The sequence below is a fragment of the Streptomyces daghestanicus genome (assembly GCF_020521275.1).
Lineage (GTDB): Bacteria > Actinomycetota > Actinomycetes > Streptomycetales > Streptomycetaceae > Streptomyces > Streptomyces griseoviridis.
The window spans coordinates 112,110-132,092 of the sequence record NZ_BNDX01000010.1 but is presented as its reverse complement, the minus strand read 5'-3'; the positions used below and the strand labels follow the sequence as shown (position 1 = coordinate 132,092).

The following is a 19,983-nucleotide window of genomic DNA, read 5'->3' as shown; positions in this document are numbered from 1 at the left end:
CCCACCCTCACCCCACCACCTCGGAAGCAACCCCCCGCTTCGGCGCCCGAGCCGTCACCATCACCCCCGCGACCACCCCCGCCAGCAGCATCACCCCCGCCGCCACCCAGATCGCCACCACGTACCCGTGCACGACCCCCTCCCGCACCACCGCCCCCCGCCCCGCGCCGTCCGCCAGATGGGCCTTCACATACGCCGCACTGCTCGTCGTCGCGATCGTGTTCAACAGCGCCGTCCCGATCGAACCCCCCACCTGCTGCGAGGTGTTGACGGTCGCCGACGTCACCCCGGAGTCCCGCGGCGCGACCCCCGCCGTCGCGGTGGCGAACACCGGCATGAAGGTCAGCCCCATCCCGAGCCCCATCAGCAGCAGCGCCGGCAGCACCTCGCTCAGGTACGCCGAATCCACCGTGATCCGCGTCAGGACCACCATCCCGCCCGCCGCCAGCACCATCCCCGGCACCATCAGCAGCCGCGGCGGCGCGTGCTGGAGCAGCCTCGCGGAGATCTGCGTCGACCCGATGACGATCGCCACCGTCAGCGGCAGGAAGGCCAGCCCGGTCCGCACCGGCGAGTAGCCGAGGATGACCTGGAGGTAGTACGTCATGAACAGGAACAGCCCGAACATGCCGATGACCGCGAGCATCATCGTCAGGAAGCAGCCCGCCCGGTCCCGGTCCCGGACGATGTGCAGCGGCAGCAGCGGACTCGGTGTCCGCGTCTGCCACCCCACGAACGCCGCCAGCAGGACGGCCGCCGCGGCGAACAGCGCGAGCACCAGCGGGTCCGTCCACCCCCGCGGCTCCGCCTCGCTGAAGCCGTAGACCAGCGCCACCAGGCCCCCGCAGCCCAGCACCACCCCGGGCACGTCCAGCCGGGCGCCCGCCGTGCCGGGCCGGTCGTGCAGCAGGGCGAGGGCGCCGAGTACGGCGACGGCGGCGATCGGGACGTTGACGTACAGGCACCACCGCCAGTTCAGGTACTCGGTGAGCACCCCGCCGACGATGAACCCGATCGCGGAGCCGCTGCCGGCCAGCGCCCCGTAGATGCCGAACGCCTTGCCGCGCTCCCGGGGGTCGGTGAACGTCGTCGTCAGCAGCGACAGCGCGGACGGCGCGAGCACGGCGGCGAAGACGCCCTGGAGCGCGCGGGCCGCGAAGAGCATCCCGGGACCGCTCGCCGCGCCGCCGATCGCCGACGCCACGGCGAAACCGACCAGCCCGATCAGGAAGCTCCGCTTGCGGCCGATCAGGTCGGAGATCCGCCCGCCGAGCAGCAGCAGCCCGCCGAAGGCGAGGGTGTACGCGGTGATCACCCACTGCCGGTTGCCGTCGGACATGCCCAGGTCCCGCTGGGCGGAGGGCAGCGCGATGTTCACGATGGTCGCGTCGAGGACGACCATCAGCTGGGCCAGCGCGATCACCACCAGCGCCCACCAGCGGCGGGGATCGACGTGCGAGGCGGCGGCCCCGTCTCCAGTGCGGGCGTGACTCACCCGGACAGAACACCACGAGCCCGTGCGTTCCGCATCCGCGAGGCCGACGGCCCCTCACGGCACCGGCACCGGCGGGCGCATCGCCCGGCGGAGGCGCCGGCACCGGCACCGGCGGGCGCACCGGCACCGGCGGGCGCACCGGCACCGGCGGGCGCACCGGCCCGCCGAGGCGGCACCACCCACCAGGGTGACGGACCGTCACGGTTCCAGCACCACCTTCCCGACCGTCCCCCGCGTCTCCAGCGCTCGGTGCGCGGTGGCCGCCTCGGCCAGGGGGAAGCGCTGGACGGCCGGGCGGAGCCGGCCCGCCGCGGCCTCGTCCAGGGCCCGCAGTTCCAGTGTGCGCAGGGGGTCCGGGCCACCGGCGCGGCCCAGCATCACCGGCCCGAGGATCTGCTCCGAGACGCCCTCGACCAGGTACGGCGCTCCGCCGCGCAGCCCCGCCCCGGACCAGCCGAAGACCAGGTGCCGCCCGCCCGGACCGAGCAGGGCGACGGCCTCCCGGGCGGCCTCGCCGCCGACGCCGTCGAACACCACCGTCGCCGGCCGCCCGCCGAGACGGGCCCGCACCTTCTCCGGCCAGCCGGGCAGCGTGTAGTCGACGGCGAGCGACGCGCCGTTCGCCGCGACCCGGGCCGCCTTCTCCGGGCCGCCCGCCAGCCCGACCACCGTGGCGCCGGTGTGCGCGGCGTACTGCGTGAGCAGCGTGCCGATGCCGCCCGCCGCGGCCGGGACCACCGCCACCGCGTCCGGGCCCAGCTCGGCGAACTGGAGTATCCCCATCGCCGTACGCCCCGTGCCGATCATGGCGACGGCCTCGGCGAAGTCCAGGTTCCCGGGGATCTCGTGCAGCCGGCCGGCGTCGGCGACGGCCAGCTCGGCGTACCCGCCGGGCGCGAACCCGAGGTGCGTGACGACCCGCCTGCCCCGCCACTCTTCCGCCACCCCCTCCCCGAGCGCGTCGACCACGCCCGCGACCTCACGGCCGGGGACCGTGGGCAGCACCGGCAGCGCGGGCGCCGGACCCTGGTGTCCCTCGCGCAGCGCGGTGTCCATCAGGTGGACGCCGGCGGCCCGGACGCTGATCCGGACCTGCCCGGGCCCCGGCACCGGGTCCGCCGTCTCCTCGTACCGCAGGTTCTCGGCCGGGCCGAAGGCGTGCAGACGGATGGCGCGCATGAAGCTCCCTCAGGACGATGCGGAACGAGCGGACCGGACCGGACCGCACCGGACCGCACCGGACCGTACGCGTCCGGTGCCTCCAGCCAACGACCTCAACCACGCTTCAGGTCAAGCTCCCGCCGGCCCAGCGCCAGCGACACCGCCGTGAGCGCGCTGGTGAAGGACACCTCTGACAGCACCCCCGGCGCCGCCACCTGGTCGCCGGCCAGGTACACCCCGTCGCCCCGGTCGACCGCGGGCCGGTCCCGCCAGGTGGTGCCGGGCGGGTCGACGGCGCCGGTGCGTCCCCGCGCCTCCGCCTCCCGCCGCCAGGTCACCCGCTCCCGCCACCCCGGGAACCCGAGGTCGAGCAGTTCCCCGGCCCGCGCCAGCCCGGCCGAACGCGGTTCGTCCGGGCCGACCGGGAACTGCCCCTGGAGGAGCTGCTCACCGCGCGGCGCGAGGCTCCGGTCCTGCGCGGTGAACCGTTCGATCCAGCCCGGCGCGTCCAGGTCGGACACCGCGAACGCGTCCCCGCGCCGCGTCCGCAGGGCCACGTCGAGCAGGACCGTGCGCCCGCCGGGCCAGGTCAGCGAGGCGTCCCCGAGCAGTCGGCGGGCGGCGTCGAGGGAGGTGGCGACGACGACCGGGGCGCCGGTGGGCAGGGTGTCGACGCGGGCGCGGGTCTCCGTGCGCACCCCCAGTTCCCGGGCGCGGGCGGCCATCCGGTCGATCAGCGCGCCCCAGCCGCCGAGCGGGTAGTGCGCCTCGGGCGGCACCTTGGCCGCCCGCCACAGCCGCTCGGCGACGAACGCGGCGGAGAGCGCCCCGGGGTCGGCGTGGAAGAGCGCGACCGCGCTGTAGTGCGCGGCGGCCCGCGCGCCCTCCGCGCCGACGATCCGGCCGGCCCAGGTCCGGAAGTCCTCGTCCACGGGCGCCCGCCGGGCGGTTCCCGCGCGGGCCAGCCGCAGCAGCGCGAGCGGCGGCGTACGGCGCGGCGCGCCCCGGTAGCGGAACCTGAGCCGGGTCCCCTCCAGCGGCGGCAGCGGCGCGAGCGGCCCGAGCAGCCCGCGCTCGCGCAGCCAGGTCCAGTGCGGTCCGCCGTTGTAGAGCGCGTGCGGTCCCTCGTGCGTCCGGTACGGCCCCTCGGCGGTCCGCGCCCGTCCGCCGAGGGTGCCGTGCGCCTCGTACAGGGTGACCTCGGCCCCCGCCTCGGCGGCGGCGACGGCCGCGGTCAGTCCGGCGAAACCGCCGCCGACGACGGTGATGCGGTGCATACGGCTGCTCCCTCGCCTCGGTTCTTTCACATCCGTTCCCGTTCCCGCACCTGTACGACGTCCCCGCGCCCCGGAATGTGACACCGGAGGCCACGGCCGCCCGCCCGCGCCCCCGTTGTCAGTGGCGGGGTGCAGCATGGGGGCATGGCGGGCACGGCGAGGCGAGCGGTGGTCAGGGCGGCGCGGCGCCCGGAGGTACGGCTGCCGCGCCTGGAGGAGTACGACGGGCGGGGGCTGGAGCGCGACGGGGACTACGACGGGCTGGACTTCCGGGACACCGGGCTCGCCGGGCAGGACGGCGCCGGTGCCCGCTTCATGGACTGCGCCCTGACCGGCTGCGGGCTGGACGGGACGTCCCTGCGCCGGGCCCGGCTGCTGGACTCGGTGCTGACCGGCGTGCGCGGCGTCGGCACCGACCTCGCCGAGGCGACCCTGCGCGACGTCGAGGTGCGGGACGCCCGGCTGGGCGGCACCCAGTTGCACGGGGCGGTGCTGGAGCGGGTGCTGATCCGCGGCGGCAAGATCGACTTCCTGAATCTGCGCCGGGCACGGCTCAAGGACGTGGTCTTCGAGGGCTGCGTCCTGGTCGAGCCCGACTTCGGCGGTGCCCGGCTGGAGCGCGTGGAGTTCGTGGACTGCGCGGTGCGGCAGGCCGACCTGAGCGCCGCCGTCCTCGTCGACGTCGACCTGCGCGGCGCCGCCCCGCTGGAGCTGGCCCGGGGCGTGGACCGGCTCTCCGGCGCGGTGATCAGCCCGGCCCAGCTCCTCGACCTGGCCCCGGTGCTGGCGGCGGAGCTGGGGCTGCGGGTGCTGGCGTAGGGGGGCGGACGCCGCCGGGGGTCAGGGCAGGCGGGGGAAGCGGGCCTGGAGGGTCCAGATCGCCGGGTTGTCCGCGAGGTCCTCGTGCAGGTCGGTGAGGTCCGCGAGCAGGTCGTGCAGGAAGTCCCGGGCCTCACGGCGCAGCGCGGCGTGCGAGAAGGACAGCGGCGGTTCGGACGGCGGCAGCCACTCCGCCTCGATGTCGACCCAGCCGAACCGGCGCTCGAACAGCAGCCGGTCGGTGGACTCGGTGAAGTCCAGCTCCGCCCGCTGCGGCCGGGCCGCCCGGGAGCCCGCCGGGTCCCGGTCGACGTGCTCCACGATGTCGCACAGCGCCCAGGCGAAGTCCAGCACCGGCACCCATCCCCAGGCTGTGGAGATCTCCCGGTCCGCCTCGGTGTCGGCGAGGTACACATCCCCGCAGAACAGGTCGTGCCGCAGCGCCCGTACGTCCGCCCGCCGGTAGTCGGTCTGCGGCGGGTCGGGGAAGCGGTTGGAGAGGGCGTAGCCGATGTCGAGCACGCCCCGATGGTGTCATGGCGCGCGGGACCGCCGGTCAGGGGCGGTCCGGTCGGCCGTCCCCGCGCAGCCAGTCCTCCCACACGTCCGTGAGGTCCTCGTCCGGCAGCCGTTTCTCCACGTAGGCGGTGAAGTCTCCGGTGTCCGCGGTGCCGTGCCGGTGCTCCGCCGCCCAGCCGCGCAGCAGGGCGCGGAAGGCGGCGTCCCCGGCCCGCTGCCGGATCTTGTGCAGGACCATCGCGCCGCGCTGGTAGACGGGGGCGGCGGTCAGGTGCGCGGCGTCGGGGGGATCGGCGGGCGGGAACGCCCAGACGGCCTCGTTCGCCGCCGTACCGGCGAAGTAGCGGCCTGCGTACAGCGCGTCGAAGGTCTCCTGCGCGGTGTCCCCGCCGTGGTCCTCCTGCCACAGCCACTCCGCGTACGTCGCGAAGCCCTCGTTGAGCCACATGTCGCGCCAGGTCCTCGGGGTGACGGAGTCGCCGTACCACTGGTGGGCGAGTTCGTGGACGAGCAGGACGGTGTCGGGGGCGCCGGGGAAGACGGGCCGGGTCTGCGTCTCCAGGGCGTAGCCGACATCGGTGGGGCGGTCGACGATCGCGCCCACGGAGGAGAACGGGTACGGCCCGAACAGGTCCTCCGCCCACGCGACGACCTCGGGAATCCGCTTCAGCACGGCTTCGCTCGCCGCCGCCTGGGCCGGGTCGACGGCCGTGTACACCGGCAGTCCGTCCCGGGCGCGGGAGCGCGTGACGCGCCAGTCGCCGACGGCGACCGTGGCGAGGTAGCTCGCCATCGGCTCGGTGGTCCGCCAGGTGACCGTGGTCCGTCCGCGGGCGGTCCGCTCACCGGTGGGTTCGCCGTTGGAGACGGCCCGCAGCCCCTCGGGGACGGTCACCGTGAGGGTGTAGGTGGCCTTGTCGGAGGGGTGGTGGTTGCCCGGGAACCACGCCATCGACCCGACCGGCTGGCCGAGCGCGAGCGCGCCGTCGTCGGTGCGCAGCCAGCCCTCGTCGGAGCCGTCGGGGTCGGTGATCGTCTCCGGCGCCCCGGAGTAGCGCACGGCCACCCGGAAGGTGTCGCCGTCGTCCAGGTCGTCCGGCGGCCGGACGGTCAGTTCCTGTCCGGCCCGGTTGAAGCGGGCGGCCCGTCCGTCGACCGTCACCGCGCCGACGTCCAGCCCCTTCAGGTCCAGGTCGAACGCCGACAGGTCCTCGGTCGCCCGCGCGGTGACCGTCGCGGTGCCGGCGAGGCGGTGGCGGGCGGGGTCGTAGGCGAGGTCGAGGTCGTAGTGGGTGACGTCGTAGCCGCCGTTGCCCGCCTTGGGGAAGTACGGGTCGCGCACCCCGGAGCCGCCGGGCGTGCCGTGCACCCCGCCGCACGCGGTGAGGGCGGTGAGGACGGCGGCGGTGACGACGGCGGGCGGACGGGGGGTGCGCACGCCGTGATCCTACGGGCGGCGCACGGGGGGACGGCCTGCGGGAATGGGCCGGTCAGGGGGTGCCCGGGGCCTCTTCGGCACTCCCGGCGGCGCTCCTGGTGTGCAGGACGTCGCGGCCCTGTTCGGCGGCGCGGGTGATGCTCTCGCCGACGAAGTCGAGGAAGCGGGCGATGTTCTCCATCCGGACGGCGGCCGGGGTGCCGGGGCCGAGGACGCCGGCGCCCTGCCGGGAGATCTCGATGACCTGCACCAGGGACCGGACGCTGGCGATCATCGCCTGGTACCAGATGTCGTCGTCGACGATGTACCGGTCCCGGCGGCGTTCGTCGCGCTCCCGCCGGATCAGTCCCTGGTCCTCCAGGAACGCGACCGCCTTGGAGACGGACGCCGGGCTGACCTGGAGGCGTTCCACCAGTTCGGACGCGGTCAGGCTGCCCGTGTCGGTCATGTACAGGGCGGCCTGCACCCGGGCCATCATCCTGGGCGTGCCCGCCTGCATGAGGACGTCGGTGAACCGCTCCTCGTACTCGCGCACCGCCTCGGGGTCGCGTCCGTGGGGCTGCGGGGACGCCCCCGGTCCCCGGGGCGCGGCGGCCGGGCGGCGGCGCTGGGTGCGGCGCTCGGTGGCGCGGTGGGCGAGGTCGGCGCGGTAGCCGGTGGGGCCGCCGTTGCGCATGACCTCGCGGGTGATCGTGGAGGTGGGGCGGTCGAGACGCCGGGCGATCTCCGCGTAGGCGAGGCCGTCGGCCAGCCCCAGCGCGATCTGCTGCCGTTCCTGCTGGGTGAGCCTGCCTCCGGGCATCGGAGTCTCCTTCATGGTCCGTGGTACGGCCGACCATAGCGTTCACTCCACTTCATTGCAACGACCGTTGTCATACCGTTGCGTTACTTCGGAACCCGTTGCAACGAACTGTGTGCTCTGACCTGCGTAAGTTCTATTCGAGTGCAACAAGGTAGTTGCCTACTCAGTGAACGCAACGTAGCTTTTCCCTCATCGGAAACGACGACCTCCCGAAGAAGGAGCACACCGTGCAGCAGAAGTTCCAGACCCCGGCCCCGATCTCCACCGTCCTCGACATCCCCGCCGGACGCGTCCGCCTCATCGCCGCCGACCGCACCGACACCACCGTCGAGATCCTCCCCGCCGACCCCGCCAAGGGCCGCGACGCCAAGGCCGCCGAGCAGATCACGGTCGAGTACGGCGACGGCGTCCTGCGCATCGCCGCCCCCCGGGCGAAGAACCGTCTCCTCGGCGCCTCCGGGGCGGTCGAGGTGACCGTCCAGCTGCCCACCGGCTCCCGCGTCGAGGGCAAGGCCGCCACCGCCGAGCTGCGCGGCGTCGGCCGGCTCGGCGACGTCACCTTCGAGGCCGCGCAGGGCCCGGTCAAGCTGGACGAGACCGCCGGCGTCCGGCTCACCGTCCTCGACGGCGACGTCACCGTCGGCCGCCTCGGCGGCCCCGCCGAGATCAGCACCCAGCGGGGTGACATCCGCGTCACCGAGGCCGTGCGCGGCACCGTCACCCTGCGCACCGGGGCCGGCGGGATCGAGGTCGGCGCCGCCCGCGGCGTCTCCGCCTCCCTCGACGCCGGCACCGGACACGGCCGCGTCCACAACGCCCTGCGCAACGCCGACGGGGCCGGGGCCGGCCTGGCCATCCACGCCACCACCGGCCACGGCGACATCACCGCCCGCAGCGTCTGACCCACCCGCCCGTCACCGACGACCGGTTTCGACCGACGACCGGCTCCGCCGTCGACCGGCTCGACGGACGACCGGTGTCACCGCCGACCAGCTCACCGCCGACCAGCTCACCGCCGACCAGCTCACCGCCGACCAGCTCACCGACGACCGGCTCCACCGTCGACCGGCTCGACAGACGGCCGGCGTCACCGCCGACCGGTGTCACCGATAACCATCTCACCGACGGCCAGCTCACCGACGGCCAGTTCCACCGTTCGACCGGCTCCACCGACGACCAGCTCACCGACGACCAGGGGGGACCCCTCATGACCACCGGCTCGGCCATCGCGGCACGCGGGCTGCGCAAGTCCTACGGCGACAAGACCGTCCTCGACGGCATCGACCTCACCGTCCCCGACGGCACGGTCTTCTCCCTGCTCGGCCCGAACGGGGCCGGCAAGACCACCGCCGTCAAGATCCTCTCCACGCTCATCAGCGCCGACGCCGGTGACCTGCGGATCGGCGGCCAGGACCCGGCCACCGACGCCCGGGCGGTGCGCGCGGCGATCGGCGTCACCGGCCAGTTCTCCGCCGTGGACGGGCTGATCACGGGTGAGGAGAACATGCTCCTCATGGCCGACCTGCACCACCTCTCCAAGAAGGAGGGCCGGCGGGTCGCCGCCGGACTGCTGGAGCGGTTCGACCTCACCGAGGCCGCGAAGAAGCCCGCCGCCACCTACTCCGGCGGCATGAAGCGCCGCCTGGACATCGCCATGACCCTGGTCGGCAGCCCGCGGATCATCTTCCTGGACGAGCCCACCACCGGCCTCGACCCACGGGCCCGGCACGACATGTGGCAGATCATCCGCGAACTGGTCACGGGCGGCGTGACCGTCTTCCTCACCACCCAGTACCTGGAGGAGGCCGACCAGCTCGCCGACCGCATCGCCGTCCTGAACGGCGGGAAGATCGTCGCCGAGGGCACCGCCGGGGAGCTGAAGCGGATCGTCCCCGGCGGCCACGTCCGGCTCCGCTTCTCCGACCCGGCCGCCTACCGGTCGGCGACGGCCGCCCTCTCCGACGCGGTCCGCGACGACGCCGCCCTCGCCCTCCAGATCCCCGGCGACGGCAGCCAGCGCGACCTGCGCGTCCTCCTCGACCGGCTGGACGCCGCCGGGATCGAGGCGGACGAACTGACCGTGCGCACCCCCGACCTCGACGACGTCTTCTTCGCCCTGACCGGCCCCGCCGCCACCGTCCCCCACCAGCCCAAGGAGGCGCTCCGATGAGCACCCTCTCCCTCGCCGTCCGCGACTCCTCCACGATGCTGCGCCGCAACCTCCTGCACGCGCGGCGCTACCCCTCGCTCACCCTCAACCTCCTGCTCACGCCGATCATGCTGCTGCTGCTCTTCGTGTACGTCTTCGGGGACGTGATGAGCGCCGGCCTCGGCGGCCGGGCCGACCGCTCCGCCTACATCGCCTACCTCGTCCCCGGCCTGCTGCTCATGACCATCGGCTCCGCCACCGTCGGCACCGCGGTCTCGGTCTCCACCGACATGAGCGAGGGCATCATCGCCCGCTTCCGCACCATGGCCATCCACCGCGGGTCGGTCCTCGTCGGCCACGTCGTCGGCAGTGTCGTCCAGTCGGTCGCCGGCGTGGTCCTGGTCGGCGCGGTCGCCGTCGCCATCGGCTTCCGGTCGACGGACGCCACCGCCCTGGAGTGGCTGGCCGCCTTCGGCCTCCTCGTCCTCTTCGCCCTGGCCCTCACCTGGATCGCCGTCGGCATGGGTTTGGTCAGCCCGAACGCCGAGGCGGCCAGCAACAACGCCATGCCGATGATCCTGCTCCCCCTCCTGTCCAGCGCCTTCGTCCCGGTCGACGCGATGCCGGGCTGGTTCCGGCCGGTCGCCGAGTACCAGCCCTTCACCCCGGCCATCGAGACCCTGCGCGGCCTGCTGCTCGGCACGGAGATCGGCCACAACGGCTGGCTGGCCCTGGCCTGGTGTGCCGGCCTGGCGGTCCTCGGCCACCTGTGGTCGGCCAGGACCTTCGACCGCGACCCCAGGTGACCCGCCGGGCCCCGGCCCCACCCGCACGACCCGCACGACCCGCACGACCCGTACGACCCAGGACCCCCGAGGCGCGCTCGCTCGGGGGTCCTGGGTCGTACGGGTGGGGACAGGCCGGGGCCTCCGGTCAGCGGCCCAGCGCCGCCGCGCCCGCGCGGGCGAACTTCTCGTCCAGGTCGCCCGAGGGGGCACCCGCGACCCCGATGCCCGCGACCGGCGCGTTCCTCGCGGTGACCGGGACCCCGCCGGCCAGGAACAGAGTGCCCGGGATGTCCTTCAGGTTCGGCGCGGACTCCAGGCGCCCGGCCAGGTCGGAGGTGGGCGCGTTCCAGGAGACGGCGGTGTACGCCTTGCGCTCGGCCGACTCGTACGACTGCGGTCCGGCGCCGTCCCCGCGCAGGGTGACGACGGTGTTGCCGTTGCGGTCGACGACGGCGACGGTGACCTTCTGGTTCTCCCGCTCCGCGGCGTCCAGCGCGGCCTGCGCCGCCTTGGCCGCGGCGTCCACGGTGAGGTGCGTGGAGGTGGTCGTCGTACCGGACGAGAGGGCCGAGACGGCGGAGGCGGGCGCGGCGGCCGGGGCGGAGGCGTTGGCGGAGACCGCGCCGAAGGCGGTGGCGGCGACGGCGGCGAGCACGGTGGCGCCGGCGGCGACGCGGGCACGGCGGGAGAAGGTCTTCTTCGCGTGGGACATGGAGGCTCCTAGGACCGGCCGGGCGGCCTGCTGCGACCCGGCGCCTGCTGACCTCCACCCTCCGCCCGCGACCGGGCCCGCACGGTCACCGTTCCGGCTGCTCCGGACCGGCGCGACGGACGACCCGGGGGTCGTCCGATCGGTCGACCCCCGCCTCCCGGGCGGACGGCGACAATGAACGGGTCCGTCCGGTACGACCAGGTGGGAGGAGGTCCCGCGCATGACACAGCCGTACGCTCCGGAGCCCGACGATTCGGAGCCGCACCCTCCGGGTCACCCCGACCCGCACCCGGACCCCCGTGACCCCGACGCCCGGCGGCTGGGTGCCGTCCTGCACACGGCGTTCTTCCTCCTCCTCGGCGGCGCCCTGGCCCGCTTCCTCCTGCGCCACCCGGGCGAACCCCGCACCCCCTGGGTCATCGCCCTGTCGCTCACCCTGGCCGCGCTGCACGTGCTGGGCCCGGTGCTCGGCGACGGCCGCCCCCGCCACCCCCGGCCCTCACGGCGTCGGCTCGGTCTGCTCGGCCGGCTCGCCGCGGTCCTCGCCGTCTGGATGGTCCTCGTCGTCCTCGCGCCCAGTTTCGCCTGGTGCGCGGTGCCCCTCTTCTACACCGGCCTGCGCACCCTCCCGGCCCGCGCCGCCCTGGTCCTGGTCGCCGTCCTGACCGTCTTCGTGGTCGCGGCCCAGCTCCGCCTCGCCGCCGGCTTCGACCCGAACCTGCTGCTCGCCCCGCCCGCCGTGGCGGCCCTCGCCACCGCCGTCTTCCTGCACTCCGAACGGCAGGCGGCCCGGCAGCGCGCTCTCATAGACGACCTGGTCCGCACCCGCCGCGAACTCGCCGCCTCCGAACGCCGCGCCGGCACCCTCGCCGAACGCCAGCGGCTCTCCATGGAGATCCACGACACCCTCGCCCAGGGCCTGTCCAGCCAGCGCATGCTGCTGCAGGCCGCCGACCGGGTCTGGCGGAGCGACCCGGGCAAGGCCCGTGCCCACGTCCGTTCCGCCGCGTCCGTCGCCGAGCACAACCTCACCGAGGCCCGCCGCTTCGTCCACGACCTGGCCCCGGCCGACCTGGCCGGGGGCGGTTCCCTCCCGGCGGCCCTGCGGGCGCTGGCCGAGCGGGAGTCCGACGAGGCCCTCACCGTCCGCGTCCACGTCGACGGCCCGACCGACGCCCTCCCCGACCGGGTGCGGTCGGCGCTGCTGCGCATCGCCCAGGGCGCCCTGGCCAACGTACGCGAACACGCGGACGCCACCGGTGCGGCGCTGACCCTCACCGTCCTCGACGACGAGGCCCGCCTGGACGTCGGCGACGACGGCCGCGGCTTCCCCCCGGCCGCCCCTCCTCCCGGCGGCACCCGCGGCCACGGCCTGCCCGCGATGCGCGCCCGCCTCCGCCGGCTCGGCGGCACCCTGACGGTGGAGTCGGCGCCCGGCGAGGGCACGGTCGTCACCGCCGCCGTCCCCCTGGCACCCCCGGCGCCCCTGGACACCCCGGAGAACCCCTGATGAACGACCCCGTCCGCGTCCTCGTCTGCGACGACCACGCCGTCGTGCGCGCCGGTCTGCTCGCCCTGCTCGACAGCGCCCCCGGCATCGAGGTCGCCGGCGAGGCGGGCACCGGTGAGGAGGCCCTCGCCCTCGCCGCGCGGCTCGCCCCGGACGTCGTCCTGATGGACCTCTCCCTCGGCGCGGGCATCGACGGCGTCGAGACCACCCGCCGCCTCACCACGGCCCCCGGCCCCGGCCCCCGCGTCCTCGTCCTGACCACGTACGACACGGACGCCGACGTCACCCGCGCCATCGAGGCGGGCGCCACCGGCTACCTCCTCAAGGCCGAGCGCCCCGAGGAGCTGTTCGCCGCCGTGCACGCCGCCGCGCGGGGCCGTACGACCCTCTCCGAACCGGTCGCCGACCGGGTCATGGCCCGCCTGCGCAGCCCCCGCCCCGCCCTCACCGGCCGCGAACGCGACATCCTCGCCCAGCTCTCCCGCGGCCTCGGCAACCGCGAGATCGCCCGCGCCCTGTTCATCAGCGAGGCCACGGTGAAGACCCATCTGCGCCGCGTCTACGACAAGCTCGGCGTCGACACCCGCGCGGGCGCGGTCGCGGTGGCGAAGGAGCAGCGCCTGCTGCCGTGACGCGGCATCCGCGTGCTGTTCCCCCGCCGCTCTCCTTGCGCTCCTCTGGCGTTGGCCGGGCCTGGCTACTGTCCCCACGCCCGGTCCGGCACAGGAGAGGTACGTCCATGAGCACCCCGGCCCCTCGCACCTCCGTCCGGAAGCCCGCAGCCCCCTCCGTACCGCTGCGGCGGCCGGACCGGGACCGCGGCGGCGGCCCCTCTTCGCACCCGGCGCGGCGGGCCCTCCTGGACATGCAGTCGGCGGCCGGCAACCGGGCGGTGACCGCGGCGGTGCAGCGTGCCAGAGCCACGGCGGAGGGCACGGCCCAGGAGCAGGGGGCGCCCCCGGACACCACGACGGCCCCCGGGAACACCACCGCCACCGCCGAGACCGCCGCCGCGGAGAACACCACCGCCGCCCCGCAGGACGACACGGCGACCGCGCGGAAGAAGACGAGCGCCCGCGACCGCGTCACCGCCGTCTTCGACCGGACGAAGAAGAACGCCGAGACCATCGACACCTGGATCAAGGCGGTCCACGTCCCCGTCAACGCGGGCGTCTCCCAGGAGGCCGCCGCCACGGCCAACGAGGGACTGAAACACTCCGCCGCCGCCTCCGGCACCGGCGCCGCCTCGGGCAACCTCTTCACCGAGCTGGCCAACACCGGGCTCAGCGCCCTGGACGCGAGCGCGGCCAAGGCGGACGCCAGGAAGCACGGGAAGGGCGCGGCCTTCCACCGGGCCGACAAGAAGGCCGACACCAAGACGGCGGACGCCGCCGTCGGCGCCGTCAGCTCCACGAGCTACGGCTTCGCCCTCGTCAAGGAGCTGTTCAAGGCGGAGAAGTTCACGCAGGCCGCGACCATGGCCGAGGCGAGCGGTATCACCTCCGGCGTCTCCGGCGCCGTCAAGAGCGGCCGGGCCCTGTCCCGTATCGCCCTGACGACCCGCAAGTACCGCGACCTGAGACAACTCGACCTGCCCGCCCGGTCCGACGACCAGGAACTGAGCCGGCTGAAGCAGGCACGGGACACGGCCGTGCGGACCGCGGCCGAGGCGAGCCTCGCGGTGGAACTGCACTGGCGGCACGAGGGCGACGGCCAGGTGGAGCGCGTACTGGCGGCCATGGAGGCGGCCGAGAAGGCGAACCACGCCGTCGGAGAGGCGATCAGGGCCGTCCGGGCCGCGTACGACGCGAACACGCTGCACACGGTGCACGACTACGCGCTGGGCAAGCAGCACAACAAACTGGGCAAGCAGGCGCTCACCGCCCTGGGCGAGGGCACCAAGGTGGCGGGCGGTGTCGTGACGGCGGTCGCCGCCACCGCGGGCGGCGCGGCCCTGGCGAGCAACCCGGTCGGCTGGGGCCTGGCCGGCGGCGCGGCCCTCGTGGTCGGCAGCGTCACCGGCTGGCGGGCGGGCCGCGCGGGCGTGAAGCGCTACAACGCGGTCCGCCACCCGCACGACTACGTCGACCCGGGCGAGGTCCCGGCGAAGCCGGTCTCCCGCAAGGAGGCGTGGAAGGAGGCCGTGCACTTCACCAAGAAGGTGGTGAACGGCGAACGCGACCTCATGGCACGCCGGCTGTACCGGCTGGCGGCCGGCCCGGACATCCCGGGCAGCGGCGCCACTGAGGACCACATCCGGGAGGCGGCCCGGGAGTTCCTCGTCGCCCTCAAGGCCGGCCCGGACAACCAGAAGCTGTCCCCCGACGAGTGGAGGACGTCCCTGAACAACCCGGAGAAGACCGCCGACTGGATCAAGGAGATCGCGGAGCAGCTCTCCTCGGCGTGACCCGGACCGGCCCCGGTGAACCCGGGAATACGCCGAGGCCGGACCGGCGTTGCAGCCGTGTCCGAACGACCGGCCGGTGGGGGAGAGGGGCCACGCGGCGATGAGTCTCCGCCAGTTCGAGTACGCCCTGGCGGTGGCCGAAGCGGGCTCGGTCACCGCGGCGGCGGAGTCCCTGCACGTCGCCCAGCCGTCGGTCTCCCAGCAGATCCGCTCCCTGGAACGGGACCTCGGCGTCGTCCTGTTCGCCCGTACGCCGACCGGCCTGGTGCCCACCGCGGTCGGCCGCGCCTTCCTGCGCGACGCGGAGGTCGCCGTACGGGCGGCCCGCCGGGCGCGGGCGACGGCACGGGCCGGCGCCGAGGAACTGGACGGCGAACTCGTCGTCGCCGCGCAGATGGGCCTGGGCACCCGCCAGCTCCCGGGCGCGCTCAGCGCGTTGCGCCGCCGCTTCCCGCGCCTGGAGGTCACCGTCTTCGAGGAGGCGAACCCCGCCGAGCTGGAGCGGCTCGCCCGCCGGGGCGTGGTCGACCTCGGCCTGATGGCCGGCCCGTGCAAGGAGGACCTGTACACGGGCCACCACCTCGGTGACGAGGAGTTCGTGGTGGTGGCCGGCCCCGAGCACGCGCACCTCCTCGCCGAGGAGCGGGTCGGGCTGCGCGCGCTGGAGCGGGAGCCGTGGATCAGGTTCGACCACGACAGCGCGCTCGACGGGGTGCTCCGGGAGGTCCTGCGGGACAACGGCCTGGCCCCGGCGACCGTCGCCCGGGTGTCGCAGACGGCGACGGCGGTGCGCTGGGCGGCGCACGGGCTGGGGGTGACACTGGTGCCGACCTCCGCGGTGCTGCCCGGTTTCGAGCACCTCACCCGGCCCGTCTCGCCCGCCGTCACCCTGCCCACCGTCGCCGCCGTACGCCCCGACGCGGGGCCGGCCGAGACGGCGCTGCTGGAGTTCCTGCGGCAGGAGACCTGGCCGCACACCGGCTTCTCCGCGAGCGGGCCGGGGCGGCTGCTCACAACTGGGTGACGCCTCCGTCGACCACCAGCTCGGCGCCCGTGGTGTACGTGGCGTCGAAGGCCAGGAACGCCACCGCGCGGGCGATCTCCTCCGGCGTCCCGAAACGCCCCATGGGGTTCTCCGCGACCCGGTCCGCCTTGAACCGGGCGGCGGCCTCCGCGCCCATCGCGCCCTCCAGGATGCCCGTGTCCACGGGCCCGGGGCTGACCGCGTTGACCCGGACGCCGCGCGGCAGCAGCTCCCGGGAGAGACTGCGGGCCAGCGAGCGCAGCGCCGCCTTGCCGGCCGCGTAGACACTGGTCTCCGCCAGACCCATGACGTTCGCGACCGAGGTGGTCAGGACGACGCCGGCGCCGGGGGCCAGCAGCGGGGCGAGCTTCTGCACGGTGAAGAAGGCGCCCTTGACGTTGACCGCGAAGGACGCGTCGAACATCGCCTCGGTCGTCTCCTCGAAGGGCGACGCGCTGGTGACGCCCGCGTTGACGAACAGGGCGTCCACCGCGCCGAGTTCCGCCCGCACCCGCTCCGCCAGCACGTCCAGGTCGGCGAGCGAGGCCACATCCCCGCGGACCGCCGCCGCGCCCGCCCCCAGCCGCCGCAGGGCCGCGTCGAGCTTCTGCTCGTCCCGTCCGGTGATCACCACCCGGCTCCCGGCCCGCACCAGCAGTTCCGCCGTGGCGAAGCCGATCCCGCTGCCGCCCCCGGTGATCACGACCCGCTTGCCGTCGTACGCGCTCATGCGGGGAACTCACCGCCGTCCACCGTGAGGTTCCGCCCGGTGAGCCAGCTCGACCGGTCCGATACGAGGAACAGCACCGCGTCGGCGATGTCCTCGGGCCGGCCCTCGCGCCCCAGCGGCGGAGCGGTGACGTCCTGGCCCGGCCCTGCCTCCACCAGCTTCCCCCACTCCTCCCGCGTCGCCTCGCCACCGGGCGTGGCGGTCCGCCCGGGGGACACGGCGTTGACCCGCACCCCGAACGGGGCGAGTTCCAGGGCCAGTCCCCGGCTGTAGTTCTCCAGGGCCGCCTTGGCCGCCGTGTAGTGCAGGAACGGCGGCGCCGAGGTGGGTACGGCGGCGGAGGAGACGTGCACGACCGCGCCGGACCGCCGCTCCCGCATCCCCGGCGTCAGCAGCGCGTCCAGCCGCACGGACGCCAGGTAGTTCAGATCCAGCTGCTCCTGCCACGCCTCGTCGGTGATCTCCCACGCATGCCGGAACGGCCGCGCCCCACCCGCGTTGTCGACCAGCACATCCACCCCGCCGAGCCGCTCCAGCACGGCGTCGGCAAGGGCCTCCACCCCCTCCCGCGTCCGCAGATCCGCCGCGACGAACCCGACCCCGTCCGGCAGCCCTTCTGCCCCGCCCCGGGCACTGGCCACGACCTGCGCCCCCGCCTCCACCAGCCGCCGCACCACAGCGGCCCCGATCCCCCGGGTCCCCCCGGTCACCAGCGCCCGCTTCCCCACAAGCCCCCGCGCCCCTGTTTCCCCAGCCATTCTCAAGCCCTCCGATTTCTCTACTCACCGCCGTTCTCGACGGCCATTTCACGGTAGGCCGCCGAAATACCCCCAGGCAAAGACGAAAAGTGAGTAGGCCCTATAGGGGTTTCCTATAGAGGTTCCCTATGAAGACTGCTTACGAAGGTTTTCCTGCGGGTGTTTCCCGCGAGGCCGGGGCGAGGTCTCACACATCCAGGCGCAGCCAGGTGACGCCGGAGCCGGTACCGCTCGGTCGTCGACCAGGTCGTGCCGGTCGGGCGGGCGTGTACGACCTCGACGGACCGCTTGCGGTGAATCACGAGACACCCGAAGCGTCATCGAGGGCCGGTCGTCGTCGGCACCTGCGAAAGGGTCTTTCCTCACGCTGAATGCGCCTCCGTCCGGTGGCGACGCATTCTCACGTCGGCGTCGGAGAAGCCCGCACCAAGTAGGTGTCCTTCTCGGTGCCGAGACAGAGGGTGGGCGACTTGCCGTCCGGACTCTCCGGGTCCTGGCCGAGCTTGATCAGAGCCACCGCTGTCTCCTGGTCGTCGGGTACGTGGGCACGATCGTGTGCCGGGGCGGCGACAGGAACCAGCGACTTGCACGGACGTGCACCGGGGCTGCGGGAGAAGACCTCAGCACACGTCCTTCACCGAGCGGGAGAGGAAGTCCGCCCAGACGGAACGAGGAAAGGCGAGCCGCGCTCCACTTGAGGCCTTGGAGTCCCGGACCAGGACGGCGGTCGGGGTGGTGGCTATCTCGACGCAGTTCGAGCTGTCGCCGCTGTAGGAGGACTTGCGCCATTGGGTGCTGGTCATGGTCGCCCTTCTTACGTCGTTCGTGCGAGGTCGTGGATGAGGTCGCGTGACTCGGCGGCGTCCAGCGCGCAGGACTCCATGTGGTCCAACACAACCCGGTACTTGCTCAGTTGAGCCTCCGCGTCCAGGAAGCCGCAACCGCCGTGGTGAGTGTCCAACTGGACCGTGTCGAGTTGGGGCACGGCGCCCCGCACGTAGTCGAAGGACTGGCCGGTGCTGGGGTAGTGCTTCGCCCCGAACGGGATCACTCGCACGGTGACGTGCGGCAGTTCACCCATCTCCACCAGATGGTCGAGCTGTGCACGGGCGACAGCAGGGCCGCCGAAACCCATGCGGAGGGCGGACTCGTGAATGATCGCCGAGTACGGAGGAGGGGCGTCCCTGTACAGGATGCCCTGCCTCTTGATGCGATGGGTGAGGCGGTGCTCGATCTCGTACTGCCGCATGGCCGGGACCACGGCCCGGAACAGCGCACGCGCGTGGTCGGTCGTCTGCAGAAGCGCGGGGATGTGCATCGCGAGAGCCACGCGAAAGCCGGTGGCGTGATGCTCCAGCTCAGCGAGATCGACCAAGGCCGCAGGCAGATGCTCGCGGTACTCCTCCCACCAGCCGCGCGTCCGCCGACCGGTCATCGCGGCCAGGGCGGTGACCAGTTCCTCATCGGCGCAGTCATAGGCGGACGACATGGCCCGGACGCGATCCGCGCTGAGCGGGCTGCGTCCCGTCTCGATCATGCTCACCCGGCCCTGATTGACGCCGAGGTGCGCTGCGGCCTGGGTGACTGTGAATCCGGCTTGCTCACGGAGTTTGCGCAGCTCAGTACCGAGACGCCGCTGGCGGAGGGTGGGGTTGTTGACGGGCGGCAAGGCACCTCTCTCAGGTCGCGTTGCGGCGGATTCGTCACCCACACGAGGCAATTGCGGGTGCATCTCTCCAGCTTGGGAGATGAATCTCCCAAAGGGCCTCTAGGGTAGTACGCGTATCGCCCAACTCCCGCCCCCGCGAAGCGGATACGCACTGCCACCGCACAGCCCGGCCGTTGGGCAGGCATCTCTCTCCCCTCACCTCCCGGAGACACTCATGCGCACCGTATCCCCGCCCGGCACCTGGGCGTACGCCCTCCGGCTGCCGTACGACCCCAGAGCCGCACGTGTCGCACGGGTGACCGTGCGGGCCGCGCTCGACGGGCATGGGCGGCATGAACTGGTCGGCGGCGTGGAGCTGTGTGTCGGAGCTGGTGACCAATGCCTACCGGCACGCCGGCGGCGGCTGCTCGCTGCGGATCACGGCGCTGCGGGACGGGCGGGTCAGGGTCGGGGTGTGGGACGGCCACCCGCACGTCCCCGAGGCATTCAGGGAAGGGGCGCCCCTGCCCCCGGGGGACCCGCACGCACCCGGCGGACGCGGCCTGCACCTCGTACGGGAGTACGCGGAGGCGTGGGGCGCCTGGTCGTCGGGGGAGGCGCTGCCGGGGCGGCGCGGCGCCGGGAAGCTGCTGTGGTTCGAGGTGGGCGCCGCCCCGGGACCGGCGTGACACGGCACTCGGCCCCGCCGGGCCGGGGCTCGACGGGGCCGGAGAGAGGCGGCGGGC

20 protein-coding genes are annotated in these 19,983 nt (G+C 74.1%); 9 read left to right on the top strand and 11 right to left on the bottom strand.

Features of this window, described 5'->3' with window-relative positions; translation table 11 throughout:
* Positions 1-7: 7 nt before the first annotated feature.
* The 3 genes from Sdagh_RS19570 to Sdagh_RS19560 form a co-directional block, all read right to left on the bottom strand.
* On the bottom strand, positions 8-1,495 hold the full coding sequence (locus Sdagh_RS19570) for an MFS transporter (RefSeq protein WP_189414414.1): 1,488 nt from the start codon (positions 1,493-1,495) through the stop codon (positions 8-10).
* 198 nt (positions 1,496-1,693) lie between these two features.
* Positions 1,694-2,674, bottom strand: a complete 981-nt coding sequence (locus tag Sdagh_RS19565; protein WP_190076659.1) for a zinc-binding dehydrogenase — start codon at positions 2,672-2,674, stop codon at positions 1,694-1,696.
* A 95-nt stretch (positions 2,675-2,769) separates the two neighbouring features.
* A complete protein-coding gene (locus tag Sdagh_RS19560; protein WP_190076658.1) occupies positions 2,770-3,933 on the bottom strand; it encodes an FAD-dependent oxidoreductase in 1,164 nt (387 codons plus the stop codon).
* A 144-nt stretch (positions 3,934-4,077) separates the two neighbouring features.
* On the opposite strand from Sdagh_RS19560, the gene Sdagh_RS19555 reads away from it, so the two are divergent.
* Positions 4,078-4,752, top strand: a complete 675-nt coding sequence (locus Sdagh_RS19555) for a pentapeptide repeat-containing protein (protein WP_190076657.1) — start codon at positions 4,078-4,080, stop codon at positions 4,750-4,752.
* Positions 4,753-4,773: 21 nt separating this feature from the next.
* On the opposite strand, the gene Sdagh_RS19550 is transcribed toward Sdagh_RS19555, so the two are convergent.
* Genes Sdagh_RS19550 through Sdagh_RS19540 form a run of 3 tightly spaced genes read right to left on the bottom strand, consistent with a single transcriptional unit; the run spans position 4,774 to position 7,511 of the window.
* Positions 4,774-5,274, bottom strand: coding sequence for a hypothetical protein (locus tag Sdagh_RS19550; protein WP_189414418.1), 501 nt, complete (start codon positions 5,272-5,274; stop codon positions 4,774-4,776).
* 34 nt (positions 5,275-5,308) lie between these two features.
* Positions 5,309-6,709 carry a M1 family metallopeptidase gene (locus tag Sdagh_RS19545; protein ID WP_190076656.1) on the bottom strand — a complete coding sequence of 467 codons (1,401 nt, stop codon included), beginning with the start codon at positions 6,707-6,709 and terminating at the stop codon, positions 5,309-5,311.
* A gap of 52 nt (positions 6,710-6,761) precedes the next feature.
* A complete protein-coding gene (locus Sdagh_RS19540; RefSeq protein WP_189414420.1) occupies positions 6,762-7,511 on the bottom strand; it encodes a GbsR/MarR family transcriptional regulator in 750 nt (249 codons plus the stop codon).
* A gap of 227 nt (positions 7,512-7,738) precedes the next feature.
* Here Sdagh_RS19540 and Sdagh_RS19535 point away from each other — a divergent pair, with 227 nt between their 5' ends.
* From Sdagh_RS19535 to Sdagh_RS19525, 3 genes are all read left to right on the top strand, one after another.
* The gene (locus tag Sdagh_RS19535) at positions 7,739-8,413 is read left to right on the top strand and encodes a DUF4097 family beta strand repeat-containing protein (protein ID WP_190008879.1); all 675 of its coding nucleotides are present in this window, start codon (positions 7,739-7,741) and stop codon (positions 8,411-8,413) included.
* A 305-nt stretch (positions 8,414-8,718) separates the two neighbouring features.
* Complete coding sequence (locus tag Sdagh_RS19530) at positions 8,719-9,681, top strand: ATP-binding cassette domain-containing protein (protein WP_189414796.1); 963 nt, start codon at positions 8,719-8,721, stop codon at positions 9,679-9,681.
* Positions 9,678-10,466 carry an ABC transporter permease gene (locus Sdagh_RS19525; protein WP_190008885.1) on the top strand — a complete coding sequence of 263 codons (789 nt, stop codon included), beginning with the start codon at positions 9,678-9,680 and terminating at the stop codon, positions 10,464-10,466. Before Sdagh_RS19530 ends, Sdagh_RS19525 begins: the two co-directional genes overlap by 4 nt.
* 127 nt (positions 10,467-10,593) lie before the next feature.
* Here Sdagh_RS19525 and Sdagh_RS19520 read toward each other — a convergent pair whose 3' ends face one another.
* Positions 10,594-11,160, bottom strand: coding sequence for a GlcG/HbpS family heme-binding protein (locus Sdagh_RS19520; RefSeq protein ID WP_190076655.1), 567 nt, complete (start codon positions 11,158-11,160; stop codon positions 10,594-10,596).
* A 220-nt stretch (positions 11,161-11,380) separates the two neighbouring features.
* On the opposite strand from Sdagh_RS19520, the gene Sdagh_RS19515 reads away from it, so the two are divergent.
* The 4 genes from Sdagh_RS19515 to Sdagh_RS19500 all read left to right on the top strand — a co-directional run bounded on the left by Sdagh_RS19515 (position 11,381) and on the right by Sdagh_RS19500 (position 16,101).
* Positions 11,381-12,670 carry a sensor histidine kinase gene (locus Sdagh_RS19515; protein WP_190076654.1) on the top strand — a complete coding sequence of 430 codons (1,290 nt, stop codon included), beginning with the start codon at positions 11,381-11,383 and terminating at the stop codon, positions 12,668-12,670.
* A complete protein-coding gene (locus tag Sdagh_RS19510; RefSeq protein ID WP_189414425.1) occupies positions 12,670-13,302 on the top strand; it encodes a response regulator in 633 nt (210 codons plus the stop codon). The genes Sdagh_RS19515 and Sdagh_RS19510 overlap by 1 nt, the downstream gene beginning before the upstream one ends.
* A gap of 107 nt (positions 13,303-13,409) precedes the next feature.
* On the top strand, positions 13,410-15,077 hold the full coding sequence (locus Sdagh_RS19505) for a hypothetical protein (protein ID WP_190076653.1): 1,668 nt from the start codon (positions 13,410-13,412) through the stop codon (positions 15,075-15,077).
* 100 nt (positions 15,078-15,177) lie between these two features.
* The gene (locus Sdagh_RS19500) at positions 15,178-16,101 is read left to right on the top strand and encodes a LysR family transcriptional regulator (protein ID WP_189414427.1); all 924 of its coding nucleotides are present in this window, start codon (positions 15,178-15,180) and stop codon (positions 16,099-16,101) included.
* On the opposite strand, the gene Sdagh_RS19495 is transcribed toward Sdagh_RS19500, so the two are convergent.
* The 4 genes from Sdagh_RS19495 to Sdagh_RS19480 form a co-directional block, all read right to left on the bottom strand.
* Positions 16,088-16,831 (bottom strand): SDR family oxidoreductase, encoded by a 744-nt coding sequence (locus tag Sdagh_RS19495; RefSeq protein WP_189414428.1) that lies wholly within the window; start codon positions 16,829-16,831, stop codon positions 16,088-16,090. The two genes, Sdagh_RS19500 and Sdagh_RS19495, sit on opposite strands and share 14 nt — an antisense overlap.
* Complete coding sequence (locus tag Sdagh_RS19490; protein ID WP_189414429.1) at positions 16,828-17,589, bottom strand: oxidoreductase; 762 nt, start codon at positions 17,587-17,589, stop codon at positions 16,828-16,830. Before Sdagh_RS19490 ends, Sdagh_RS19495 begins: the two co-directional genes overlap by 4 nt.
* A 620-nt stretch (positions 17,590-18,209) precedes the next feature.
* Positions 18,210-18,392, bottom strand: coding sequence for a DUF397 domain-containing protein (locus tag Sdagh_RS19485; protein WP_189414430.1), 183 nt, complete (start codon positions 18,390-18,392; stop codon positions 18,210-18,212).
* Between the two features lie 11 nt (positions 18,393-18,403).
* Complete coding sequence (locus Sdagh_RS19480) at positions 18,404-19,258, bottom strand: helix-turn-helix domain-containing protein (protein ID WP_189414431.1); 855 nt, start codon at positions 19,256-19,258, stop codon at positions 18,404-18,406.
* A gap of 323 nt (positions 19,259-19,581) precedes the next feature.
* On the opposite strand from Sdagh_RS19480, the gene Sdagh_RS19475 reads away from it, so the two are divergent.
* Entirely contained in the window at positions 19,582-19,926 is a 345-nt protein-coding gene (locus tag Sdagh_RS19475; RefSeq protein WP_308288753.1) for an ATP-binding protein, read from the top strand.
* Positions 19,927-19,983 lie beyond the last annotated feature (57 nt).